The organism is Arthrobacter sp. IK3 (genome assembly GCF_051337705.1).
GTDB classification, from domain to species: Bacteria; Actinomycetota; Actinomycetes; order Actinomycetales; family Micrococcaceae; genus Arthrobacter_B; species Arthrobacter_B koreensis.
In genome coordinates this window covers 318,886-330,770 of the sequence record NZ_JBPPSW010000002.1, presented here as the reverse complement: position 1 = coordinate 330,770, position 11,885 = coordinate 318,886, and the positions used below count along the sequence as shown (strand labels likewise).

9 protein-coding genes and 1 other RNA gene are annotated in these 11,885 nt (G+C 66.1%); 6 read left to right on the top strand and 4 right to left on the bottom strand.

The features are described 5' to 3' along the window. Positions 1–599 precede the first annotated feature (599 nt). The 3 genes from ffs (at position 600) to recR (ending at position 4,993) form a co-directional block, all read left to right on the top strand. An RNA gene (gene ffs, locus ACSLGO_RS04290) (signal recognition particle sRNA small type) lies at positions 600–695 on the top strand. Positions 696–821: 126 nt separating this feature from the next. Further along, positions 822–4,349 carry a DNA polymerase III subunit gamma and tau gene (locus ACSLGO_RS04285; protein ID WP_436400024.1) on the top strand — a complete coding sequence of 1,176 codons (3,528 nt, stop codon included), beginning with the start codon at positions 822–824 and terminating at the stop codon, positions 4,347–4,349. Positions 4,350–4,396: 47 nt separating this feature from the next. After that, positions 4,397–4,993: a recombination mediator RecR gene (recR, locus tag ACSLGO_RS04280; protein ID WP_055240637.1), complete on the top strand. Its 597-nt coding sequence runs from the start codon at positions 4,397–4,399 to the stop codon at positions 4,991–4,993. A gap of 9 nt (positions 4,994–5,002) precedes the next feature. On the opposite strand, the gene ACSLGO_RS04275 is transcribed toward recR, so the two are convergent. Then, complete coding sequence (locus tag ACSLGO_RS04275; protein ID WP_263128020.1) at positions 5,003–6,073, bottom strand: ABC transporter permease; 1,071 nt, start codon at positions 6,071–6,073, stop codon at positions 5,003–5,005. Then, positions 6,070–7,020 carry an ABC transporter ATP-binding protein gene (locus ACSLGO_RS04270; RefSeq protein WP_436400009.1) on the bottom strand — a complete coding sequence of 317 codons (951 nt, stop codon included), beginning with the start codon at positions 7,018–7,020 and terminating at the stop codon, positions 6,070–6,072. The genes ACSLGO_RS04275 and ACSLGO_RS04270 overlap by 4 nt, the downstream gene beginning before the upstream one ends. A 247-nt stretch (positions 7,021–7,267) precedes the next feature. Between ACSLGO_RS04270 and ACSLGO_RS04265 the strand changes: the two genes are divergently transcribed. Then, positions 7,268–8,554 carry an aspartate kinase gene (locus ACSLGO_RS04265; RefSeq protein WP_091600678.1) on the top strand — a complete coding sequence of 429 codons (1,287 nt, stop codon included), beginning with the start codon at positions 7,268–7,270 and terminating at the stop codon, positions 8,552–8,554. A gap of 66 nt (positions 8,555–8,620) precedes the next feature. Here ACSLGO_RS04265 and ACSLGO_RS04260 read toward each other — a convergent pair whose 3' ends face one another. Beyond that, on the bottom strand, positions 8,621–8,851 hold the full coding sequence (locus ACSLGO_RS04260; protein WP_091600679.1) for a hypothetical protein: 231 nt from the start codon (positions 8,849–8,851) through the stop codon (positions 8,621–8,623). An 82-nt stretch (positions 8,852–8,933) separates the two neighbouring features. After that, positions 8,934–9,149: a hypothetical protein gene (locus ACSLGO_RS04255; RefSeq protein ID WP_091600680.1), complete on the bottom strand. Its 216-nt coding sequence runs from the start codon at positions 9,147–9,149 to the stop codon at positions 8,934–8,936. A 74-nt stretch (positions 9,150–9,223) separates the two neighbouring features. On the opposite strand from ACSLGO_RS04255, the gene ACSLGO_RS04250 reads away from it, so the two are divergent. Both ACSLGO_RS04250 and ACSLGO_RS04245 read left to right on the top strand, forming a co-directional pair. After that, positions 9,224–9,685 carry a MarR family winged helix-turn-helix transcriptional regulator gene (locus ACSLGO_RS04250; protein ID WP_387003211.1) on the top strand — a complete coding sequence of 154 codons (462 nt, stop codon included), beginning with the start codon at positions 9,224–9,226 and terminating at the stop codon, positions 9,683–9,685. A 161-nt stretch (positions 9,686–9,846) separates the two neighbouring features. Beyond that, the gene (locus ACSLGO_RS04245) at positions 9,847–11,880 is read left to right on the top strand and encodes a BCCT family transporter (RefSeq protein WP_325786094.1); all 2,034 of its coding nucleotides are present in this window, start codon (positions 9,847–9,849) and stop codon (positions 11,878–11,880) included. The last annotated feature ends 5 nt before the right edge of the window (positions 11,881–11,885 follow it).

Sequence of the window (11,885 nt, the reverse complement as noted above, 5' to 3'; positions counted from 1 at the left end):
CGATTGAAAGTTGGGGTTTGGCCGCCATGCTTCAGGCGCTTCGTGAGCGTCCCGGCTGCGGCGACTCAGAAAACATTACAGGTCCACGGGCAGCTGTGCAAATCGGGATTGCGTGTCCTGTGACACTCCCGAATTCATCACCAAACTGATGAAAATCCCCGGCCGTTCCGCGCCTGCAGCGCATCTCCCCGGCGGCCCCGAAAATCAGGATGCTGCCTTTTCCTGGCTCCCTATATATGCACGCCCACAGTGTCCGCTCCCCTCACTGCAGGACGGACGACTGTTACGGGCGCAACGCTTCGGCAGGTCCCCATGGAAGAACGCGGCCGGCCCACCCATAACCCGGACTATCCACAGGAGGCGCACCGCACCTTATATAGGGGGCACGGCCCCGCATAAGGAACAGCAGGTACCCGCCGCCAGCCGGTCTGCCGGACACCGCCACCAGACAGCCCGGGACTGGCTTCGGCACTGCCGTGAGCCGGAGCTCGGCGGCCTGCCGCCGCCGTCGTACGCCACCGTTTCGCCCGCAACAACCCGCACTGCCGCCGGCACCCGCCAGACCGGAAAGGGCACCTGAAAAATCGGGTAGACTTATTCCCGGCCCCTCATGTGGTGTCATCCTGTGAACTCCCCCAGGACCGGAAGGTAGCAAGGGTAAGCGGGCTCTGGCAGGTGCATGGGGGGTCTTTAATTTATCCGGAAACAGCGGGGCCTCAGCCCGTCCCGGGGCCGGATGCGAACCGTCAGTGCCAACCGATAAGGTTCTATCTGTGAGTACAGCCCTTTACCGCCGCTACCGTCCCGAGAGCTTCGCGGACGTGATCGGACAGGAGCATGTCACCGAGCCGCTGATGGCGGCCCTCTCAAAGAACCGCGTCAACCACGCCTATCTCTTCTCGGGCCCGCGCGGCTGCGGCAAGACCACCTCCGCACGAATCCTGGCACGGTGCCTTAACTGCGCACAGGGGCCTACGCCTACTCCCTGCGGCACCTGCGACAGCTGCGTTGAACTTGCCCGCAACGGTGCCGGCAGCCTCGACGTCATTGAAATCGATGCTGCCAGCCACGGCGGCGTGGACGATGCCCGCGACCTGCGAGAGCGGGCCACCTTCGCCCCCGTGCGGGACCGCTACAAGATCTTCATCATCGACGAGGCCCACATGGTCACGTCCGCCGGCTTCAACGCCCTGCTGAAGATTGTCGAAGAGCCGCCGGAACACATCAAGTTCATCTTCGCGACGACGGAACCGGACAAGGTCATTGGCACCATCCGCTCCCGCACCCACCACTACCCGTTCCGCCTCGTTCCGCCGGAGCCCCTGCTGGCGTACTTGGAAAAGCTCTGTGTCCAGGAAGGCGTGCCGGTTGCTCCGGGCGTGCTGTCCCTGGTGATCCGCGCCGGCGGCGGATCGGTTCGTGACTCCCTCTCCGTCCTGGACCAGCTGATGGCCGGTGCCGGGGAAACCGGTCTCGACTACGAGCTGGCCGTCAACCTCCTCGGCTACACCCACGTGGCACTGCTCGACGACGTTGTCGATGCCTTTGCTGCGGGCGACGCCGCCACCGTCTTCAGTGCCATTGACCGTGTCATCCAAACCGGGCAGGATCCGCGCCGCTTCGTGGAAGATCTCCTGGAACGGTTCCGGGACCTGATTGTGGTCAATGCAATGCCCGACGCCGCTGCCGCCGTCCTGCGCGGTGTGCCGGAAGACCAGATCAACCGCATGCGCACCCAGGCAGCACAGTTCGGTGGCGCGGAGCTGTCCCGCGCCGCGGACATCACCAATACCGCGCTGACCGAAATGACCGGCGCCACTTCACCCCGCCTGCACCTGGAATTGCTCTGCGCGCGGATCCTGCTTCCCTCAGCCGACCAGTCCGAACGCGGCACTGCCGCACGGGTAGACCGGATTGAGCGCCGCCTGAGTTACGCAGGCGACGCCGCTCCCGGGGCCTCAGCCAATCCGCAGCAGCGTGCCGCCCCGGCACCTCAGCAGAGCGCGGCGCCGGCCGCTTCGCAGGGCGCTGTCCAGGCCGCACCGACGGCTCCTGTTCCCGGCTCCCCGGCCGCTGCCCCGGGTGCCGCCAACACCGCGCCCGACGCCGCGGCCGCCACCAATGGCGCAGCGGACTGGGGTGGCACGTGGGCCACCCCCGCAGCTCCCACGGCCCCGGCAACGCCGTCGCCGAACGCTGCTTCCGGCTCTCCAGCTCGTGCCGGCGATTCGACGTCCGATACCGGTGCACCCTCCGCTGCCCCGTCCCGCACCTGGGACGATGTTTCCCGTGAGGCCGCTTCGCAGCAGCCGCAGGGGTCCGGAGCGCAGCCGGCCCAACCGGAGCAGTCCACCCAGCGGCACGAACCGAAGGTTGAAGCCGGACAGCCGCAGGGCCGCCCGGCCGGTCCCGTGCCGGATTCAGCTCCGTCAACCGCGGCAAACCCGCAGCCGAGTGCACCCGCAGCCCAGGCTGCAGTGCCGGCATCCGCTCCTGCACAAGCTCCGGTCCAGCCCGCAGCACCCGCTCCGCAGGACGGTGCCGCAGGCAATGGACAGGCGGCCCCCGCCGGAACGTCCGGACCCGGACAGGTGGAAATGATCCGCCGGGCATGGCCGGAGATCATGGACGCCCTGACCAGCATCCGCCGGGCGACGTGGCTCAACGTCAGCAAGAACGCTTCTCCGCGGTCCTTCGACGGCCGCGTGCTTGAACTCGCGTTCTCCAACCCCGGTGCGGCCACGAACTTTAACCGCCCGGATCACTTGGAGAACCTGCGCAAGGCCATCCATCAGGTCCTGGGCGTTGACTGCCAGGTCAACGCCGTGCATGACAGCTCCGCGTCAGCGGGTGAACCCGGCCCAAAAGCTGGTAGCCGGCTGACGCCGCCGGCACAGACTCCGGCACAGGCTTCCACTTCCTCGCAGTTCCCTGCGGCTCCCCCGGTTTCCGCAGCGGCGGGGCAGGCTCATCCGGCCGCAGCTCCGGCGTCCGCCGGACCTTCATCCGCCGGACCTTCATCCGCCGGATCAGGCCGGTTCCCGGCGGCCCCGGTGTCGGACGGTTCGACGGCGCCGGTGCCGCAGGATTCAAGCCTGCCGCCGGCCCCGGCACAGCAGGACAACCGTGCCCACAAATCCGCTGCGGGCGCGCCCGGCCGCAGCGAAGGTGGCAGCGGAAACGGAAGCCCGACTGCCGCGGCATCCGCCTGGAACATCCCGCCTTCCGCCCCGGCACGAAGCGAACACGCAACCGCAGGAGCTGCTCCTTCAGCTCCGCAGGCACCTGCAGTCGAAACACGGACACAGACGCGTCCCGAGGCAGGCCCGCTGGATGGCCCGGCCAGCAACGGCGAAAGCCGCCCGGCAGGACCAGCAGCAGGCCCCGCCAACGGCCAGCCAGCCGTCACACGGAACACCGCACAGCAGGCACAGCAAGCACAGCGAACACAGCCGGCACCCCGGACGCAGACTCCTTCCACACCGCGCAGCGGTGCCCCGCTGCCCGAGGACTGGCCCCAGGAGCCCTCCGAGCCGGCCGACGTTCCGGAAAGCAATGCCTGGGAGACCGCAGCCGTTCCTGATGACATCCACGTCAGCAGCGCCGTCAGCGATGAGGAATGGGCCAGCACCAACTGGGCCGGAACTACGGCCACCCGCCCCGGCGCCGCCCCGGCACGGGGGTCAGGTGTACCTCCATCTGGTTCCGGCACTCCCGGCGGCGGTTCGAACCAAGCCGGTTCGAACCAAGGCGGTTCGAGCCACGGCGGTTCGAACCAAGGCGGTTCGAGCCACGGCGGTTCCAACCCGGCTGGCTCCGCCCGCGCCACGGCACCGCAGTCGGCGGCCCACGGCGCCTCGGCGTCGTACTCCGCCGCTCACCCGGAAGCAGGGACCGCGGGCCAGACGGTACCCGGCGCGCACGCAGCCGGCCAAAACAGCAATGGCACCGTGCCCCCGGCAACCAGTCCGGCAACGGGTCCGGCACCCGGTTCCGCACCGGCGTCGGGCGCAGCGTCTGCGGCAGCACCCGCAGGCGGCACCCCGGCACCCGGCACTTCGCAAGGCGCACCCGGCCAGGCCAGCCAGCCCGAAGTGCACCGCCAGCCTGCCGGCCAGAAACTCAGCCGCTACCAGCAGCTGCTCAACGAGGCGGCGCAGCGCGGCGGCACTGCGCCGTCCGCCGCGGCACGCGGCAAAGTAGACTTGGCCTACGTCGAGGACGTCCCCAGCGCCGATGATGTAACACTCGAAGATTCGGGACTGGTTGGCCGCAAGGCAATCGAACGGATCCTGGGCGGCCGGCTCATCGAGGAACGAAGCCTCGACGGCCACGGCGCCCACCGGTAGCCGGCAGCAGCCAACCGGAACAACAACTATTTCGCTAAGAAGGCCACGTGTACGAAGGTGCGGTTCAGGAACTGATCGACGAGTTGGGCCGCCTCCCCGGCGTGGGCCCCAAGTCGGCCCAGCGGATCGCGTTCCATATCCTCGAGTCAAATGCCGAGGACATGTCCCGGCTGGCTTCGGCCATTGTGACGGTCAAGGAAAAGGTGAAGTTCTGCCAGGTGTGCGGCAACGTCACTGAACAGGAAACCTGCAACATCTGCCGCGACCCGCGCCGCGACCCCACCATGATCTGCGTGGTGGAGGAGTCCAAGGACGTGATCGCCGTCGAGCGCACCCGTTCCTTCCGCGGCCGCTACCACGTGCTGGGCGGGGCGATTAACCCCATTGCGGGCATCGGTCCGGACCAGCTGCGCATCCGTGAGCTGCTGAGCCGGCTCTCCGATGAGCAGATCAGCGAGATCATCATCGCCACCGACCCGAACCTGGAAGGCGAGGCCACGGCCACCTATCTGGTTCGTATGCTGAAGACCCTCGGCATCACCGTCACGCGGCTGGCCTCCGGGCTTCCGGTGGGCGGTGATCTTGAATACGCAGATGAGATCACGCTGGGCCGCGCCTTCGAAGGACGCCGCAGTCTCAGCTAAGACTGGCTGCTAGGCGATCCGGGTGCCGGCCGCCAGCCGCCGGGCAGGCGTGCGCAGCCGGCGCCAGGCCAGCACCAGTGCCAGTGCCGCACCCGCGAACTGCACGGTGAGTCCCAGCGGCCAGATGGGGAACAACGACGCCGGCACATCGTCAGCGCGCGGCTCACCGTTGATGCACTCCGGTCCGCTGGCTGCGGCCCCTGCCTGGGCATACCGGACTGCCTGGCCAATGCCCTCCAGCGGGCCTCCGCTCAAGTTGTCTTCTGAGTACGGGAGGGCGTCGGCCAGGACCACGAAGGGGTTGGCCGCCAGCAGCCAGGCGGTGCGGTCCGTGTGGTAGACGTCCGTTTCAAAGAGCGGCCCCATGCAGGTGAATTCGGCTTCGGCGCCTGACGGCTGGAGGTAGGCGCTGCCCTTCCACTGCGGCACGTTGGCTTCAACGGTTCCGCGCACCAGGGGTGTGCTCAGTCCAAAGGCGATCACCGTGCCAATCGACAGCAGTGCAACCAGCATGTAGGTCACCACGATTGAAAACAGCGGCCGGTTGGCGAGGGTGGATACCGCCACCCCCAGCGCGCAGACCACCCCGAGCTCAACGCCGAGCATCAGGATGGAAACTGCGGCAATGGCCGGATCCACCCCGCCGAGGGCCAGCGCCCACAACAGGAAAGGAACGCTGGCCGCCAAAAACCCGAGCGAAGCAACCCAGGACGCCAGCCATTTGCCGGCCAGCAGCTGCCCCGGGCGCAGCAGCGTCACCTGCAGGACCGCAAGTGTTCCGGCAGCCCTGTCACCGTTCACCGCGTTTGCTGATAAGGCAGGTGCCACCAGCAGGGCGAAAAACAGGACAAAGGCGACCATCAGTTCGAAGAGCACCTGTCCGGCATCGGTCTGCTGGTCAGTCACCCAGGCCGTAAAGGCGGCCACCAGGCCGATCACCACAAACCAGACTCCCAGCAGGATGTACCAGCCGCGGGAGCGCAGGCGCTGCTTCATTTCAAGACCGAAGACCGTGCCAATGCCCTTGAAGTAACCGAGCCCGGGGGACGGCGTGGACTGCGGACTGAGTGCTGTGCTCATGGCTTCTCGCCCTCCAGGCTCATGTAGGTCTCTTCCAGTGCGCCGGAGGCCGGGGCGAAGGCGTAGACCCCCACACCGGACTCCACCAGGTACCGCAGCACTTCAGCGGCCTGCTCCTCGCCGCCCAGCTGCACCCGCACGTGACTGCGCCGGGCTCCCTCGCCCACAGCCGCCGCGAGGCCCTGCGCTTCCAGTGCCCGCAGCAGCGCGCCGGTATCCCGCGCGCTGACGGCGTACCAGCGAAGCTGCGTGCCGACGTCGTCCAGGCTCTGCGTCTTGACCGTCTGCCCGCCGGAGACGAACACGGCGCGGTCCGCCATCTCATCGAGCTCGGAGAGCACATGGGAAGAGACCAGGATGGTCTTGCCGGCCGCCGCCAGACGCCGGAGCAGCATCCGCAGCTCCACCCGGGATCCCGGATCCAGTCCGGAAGCGGGTTCGTCCAGCAGGAGAACTGCCGGGTCGTGGATGAGCGCACGGGCCAGGCTCAGGCGCTGCTGCTGTCCGCGGGAAAAGACGCGTGCCGGCTTGTCCGCAAAGTCTGAAAGACGCACTTCGGCGAGGAGCTCGCCTGCCCGCTGCGCGGCGGCGTCGGGGACCATGCCGTACAGCTTGCCCATGGTGACCAGGATTTCGGTGGCGGTCAGCGAATCCCAGACTCCAAGGGTGTCCGGCATCCAGCCAACGGAGCGGCGCACGGCCACAGGATCCTGCAACGGGTCCGCACCGTCTATTCGGATGCTCCCGGAGTCTGGCGCCAGGAGGGACGCCAGCATCAGCAGCAGGGTCGTCTTGCCGGACCCGTTAGGACCTATCAGCGCGGTGACAGCCCCGGGCGGCGCCTCGAACGTCATGCCGCGCACAGCCTGCACCGTGCCGAAGCTGCGGGTAACGCCGTCGACGGAAATGCCGCCGCGTCCAGTAGTCCCCTGTTCAGTAGTCCCCATCGGGCCACCATATAGTCCGTCGCCGCTACCCGACCCCGCCTGCGGATACGTGTCGCGCCGCGTACCGGGCAGCTTTTCCACCCCGTCTTCGTTAAGTCCAGGTTGAGCGTTATTTCGGCGCCGCAGCGGCCCGGCTATAGACTTTGAAGGTTGGCCGCCGCCGTGCGGTCCCCACGAACATTTAGTGCCGCAGCGGCCCCAGCGCCGCCGGGCAGCAACTTGGAAGAGTTCCAGAGAGCGTGTACGCATGAGCCTGATAGTGCAGAAATTCGGCGGATCCTCCGTATCGGACGCCGAAGGCATCAAGCGCGTCGCCAAGCGCGTAGTGGATACCCAGAGGGCCGGAAACGACGTCATTGTGGTGGTCTCCGCCATGGGCGACAGCACCGATGAACTGCTGGACCTTGCCGGACAAATCACCACCGGGGCCTACCCGCGTGAGATGGACATGCTGCTGAGCTCCGGCGAACGCATCTCCATGGCACTGCTGGCCATGGCGATCAACGAACTCGGTGCCTCAGCCCAGTCCTTCACCGGCAGCCAGGCCGGCATGATCACCGACGCGATCCATGGCAAGGCCCGGATCATCGACGTCTCACCGCACCGGATCAAGACGGCGATCGAAAAGGGCGATGTCGCGATCGTCGCGGGCTTCCAGGGCATGAGCCGGGACAGCCACGACATCACCACCCTGGGCCGCGGCGGTTCGGACACCACCGCAGTCGCGCTTGCAGCAGCGCTCGACGCCGATGTGTGCGAGATCTACACCGACGTTGACGGGGTCTACACCGCAGACCCCCGAGTGGCTCCCTCGGCGCAGAAGATCGACAAGATCTCCAGCGAGGAAATGCTGGAAATGGCAGCATCCGGTGCGAAGATCCTGCACCTGCGCTGCGTTGAGTACGCCCGCCGCTTCGGAGTTCCGCTGCACGTGCGGTCCTCCTTCAGCCAGCACGAGGGGACCTGGGTACTGCCCAGCCCGGATGACAAGATCAAGATTCAAGAGGGAGAACCCTTGGAACAGCCCATCATTTCCGGCGTCGCGCATGACCGCTCCGAAGCCAAGCTCACCGTCGTCGGCGTTCCGGACATCCCCGGCAAGGCCGCGGAGATCTTCGGCATCGTCGCCGGCGCCAACACGAACATCGACATGATCGTGCAGAACGTCTCCACGAAGGGCTCCGGCCGGACGGACATTTCCTTCACCCTGCCGATCATCGACGGCCAGGCCGCCATGGCAGCCCTGAACGCCGCCAAGGCCGAGGTTGGCTTCGACAGCATCGACTACGACGAGCAGATCGGCAAGCTTTCCCTCATCGGCGCCGGCATGCGCTCCAACCCGGGCGTCTCGCACCGGTTCTTCGAAGCACTGCATCTGGCCGGCGTGAACATCGACATGATCTCCACCTCGGAGATCCGCATCTCCGTGGTCACCAGCGCTTCCAAGCTGGACGACGCGGTCCGTGCGGTCCACGCCGCGTTTGGGCTCGACGGCGAAGCCGAGGCTACCGTCTACGGCGGCACCGGCCGCTAACCGCAGCTTCCAGCCAGGGGCGTCCGGGAAACCGGGCGCCCTTTTTGCATGGTTCCAGCAGGCCGGTCAGTACAGGTGCTCGCGGAACAGGGGTGCGTGGAAGTAGTCCTGGTACACCACCGGCTCGGCAGGTTCGCGGTGTGGTTTGCCGTTCACATACTCCCGGTCCACTCCGTAGTGGTGCCCTTCGCTGTCTATTTCAACGACGTAGTCGGGCAGTTCGGACTGTGACTGCGGAATCTCGTCTTCGGGCAGCCGCGGCTCGCGGCCGCTGCCCGGATCCGGCATGGTTGCCATGTGGATCCCCTCCTTCAAGGACCAACGCGGGTCCCTTCAGGATAGGTTTCCGGCACGGAAAAAGACCCGTCCGCGCGGAAAATCAGTCCTTTTTGCGGGGCAGGATGTAGCTGCTGCCGTCAGCGCGCTTGACGGTCTCCCACATGGCCTTCTCTTCGGCCTGCTGGGCTTCGAGCAGCCGCTTGTTCTCCTCGGTCATGTCATGGGTAAGGGAGGAGCTCTGGGCGGGGCCGAAGATGAGCCTCGCCTTGCCGGTTACGCGCATGAACTTGGCGGTGAAGCTTTCCCGAGCTGCCATGAAATGTCCCTTCCGAGGTGTACCTGCAATCTATAGTACGCTAATTGTTAGTGCACTAAACATGAGGAGGCGCCATGGACCCGGTCGATGATGACCTACTGCTGGAACACCAGCTCTGCTTCGCCCTGTCCGTCGCATCCCGCTCGGTTGTAGGCGCCTACCGCCCGGTCCTTGAGGACCTGGGCGTCACCCACCCGCAGTACCTCGTCCTACTGGCCCTCTGGGAGCAAAGCCCCCGGACCGTGCGCAACCTGAGCGAAGCCCTCCTGATGGAACCTGCGACGCTCTCCCCCATGCTCAAGCGAATGGAAAGCGCAGGCCTGGTCTCACGCAACCGCGCACCGGACAATGACCGCTCCCTGGCCGTGGACCTGACCGAGCACGGACGCGCCCTGCGCCAAAAGGCCCTGGCCGTTCCCGGGGCCATGATGGAGCGGCTGCAGCTGAGCCGGGAGGAAGTTCTGGAGCTCAACGCGTCCATGCGGCGCCTGATCGAGGCTACCCAGGGGTCATTGGAGCCGAATAACGCTAATTAGATAAATTCGCGCGCAAAAGGCAACAACCAGATAACAATTGAAGTGTGGTATATAAGTCAGCTTATTGCCGCAAATAGCAGGACTTTTTCGGCGTATTCTTCTTCGCGTCCCAAAACGCACCCCATGGGCGGCAGCGCGTCCGCCCCAAGGAGAAGAAACCTGTGGATACACCGCCCTCATCCAGGCAGACACCGCCCTCCGGACCGCCCGAAGACGGCGCCCCGGACATTCCCGGCCGCCGTAAAGGCAATGGGCCGCCCAAGGCATCCCTGGGCCAGCGGGCCGCGCGGGCCCTGCGGAGGGACAAGAAGCCTTATCCGCACGACACCCACCCCGGCCTGGTTCCCGGAATCGCCGTGGATGACCAGCGCGTCCGCTACCGGACGGACCCCCTGGTCTTCGGCGTCGCAGCAGTGCTGGTCCTCGCGTTCGTCGCGTGGGGCGTCTTCTCCACCGAGTCCCTGAAGTCTGTCTCCGACCTAGCGCTCAGCTGGGTGGTCAAGAATACCGGTTGGCTGTTCAGCTCCCTGCTGGTGGTGGTCCTGGTGTTCATGCTGTTCATCGGGTTCAGCCGCTACGGCAAGATCCCCCTGGGCGTGGACGGCGAGAAGCCGGAGTACTCCAAGTTTTCCTGGGTCGCCATGATGTTTTCCGCCGGCGTGGGCATTGGGCTGTTCTTCTTCGGACCATACGAGCCGCTGACCTATTACATGACTCCTGCACCCGGCGAGGCCTTGCCTGAAACCACGGAGGCCCTCCACAAATCCATGGCACAGACCTACTTCCACTGGGGCTTCAACGCCTGGGCCATCTACGCACTGGTGGGCGCGGCTGTGGCGTACGGTTCCTACCGCCGCGGCAGGGTTCCGCTAATGAGCACCATTTTCACTCCGCTGCTCGGCCGGAGGCGGACCGAAGGAGCCGCCGGACGCCTGATCGACATGTTCGCAATCGTCGCCACCCTGTTCGGCACCGCGGCATCCCTGGGCATCGGCGCGCTGCAGATTGGCCGCGGCGTGGAGATCGTCGGTGGCATTGGCCAGCTGCCCAACGCCGCCCTGATCGGCATCATCGCCATCCTCACCGCTGCGTTCATTGCGTCCGCCGTCTCCGGCGTCAGCCGCGGCATCCGCATGCTCTCCAACGTCAACATGTCCCTGACCATCGCCCTGGTGGCCTTCATCTTCCTGACCGGCCCCACACTGTTCCTGCTGAACCTGATTCCCGCCTCCATCACGGAGTACCTCTCCGAGCTCCTGCACCTGATGAGCAAAGGACCTTCCTGGGGCGCCGAGGCAGCAGACTTCTCCGCCAACTGGACTGTCTTCTACTGGGCCTGGTGGATCTCCTGGTCCCCGTTCGTTGGCATCTTCCTGGCCCGAATCTCCCGCGGCCGGACGCTGCGCGAATACGTGCAGTACGTCCTGGTAGTGCCCACCCTCGTATGTGTCCTCGCATTCGGCATCTTTGGCGGCACGACGATCTGGATGCGGATGCAGGGCGCGGACATTTCCGCCGAAAGTGCCCCGGAAGCCCTGTTCTTCCAGATGCTGGACCAGCTGCCGCTGAGCTCCATCACCCCGCTGCTGGCAATGTTCTGCGTTGCCATCTTCTTCATCACGTCTGCCGACTCGGCATCACTCGTCATGGGAAGCCTGTCCCAGCGCGGCAAGCCGCGGCCGGACCGGAAGGTTACGGTTTTCTGGGGCCTGGCCATGATGGGCATCGCCGTGGTCATGCTCCTGGTGGGCGGCAACGAGGCGCTGTCCGGCCTTCAAAACCTGATCATCGTCTCTGCGCTGCCGTTCGCGGTCATCCTGGCGCTGATGATGGTCGCCTTCACCCGGGACCTGCAGACCGACCCGCTCATCATCCGCCGGGAGTACGCAACGGCTGCCCTGGAACAGGCAGTGCGGACCGGCATCGATGAACACGGAGACGACTTCGCCATTGCGGTGAAAAAGGCTCCGCAGGGGCAGGGCGCCGGAGCCGACTTCGACTCCCATGACAAGACAGTCACTGACTGGTACCAGCGCAGGGACGAAGACGGAAAACCCGTGGATTATGACTACGAATCCGGAGAATATGCCGACGGCTGGACCCCGGAGGACGCAGAGGAAGGAACCGGCGAGGAACCGGACCGGGATAAGGACAGCGGCCTGTCTCCCGATCCACAGCCTTCGCCGGTCCGCTAGGCGGC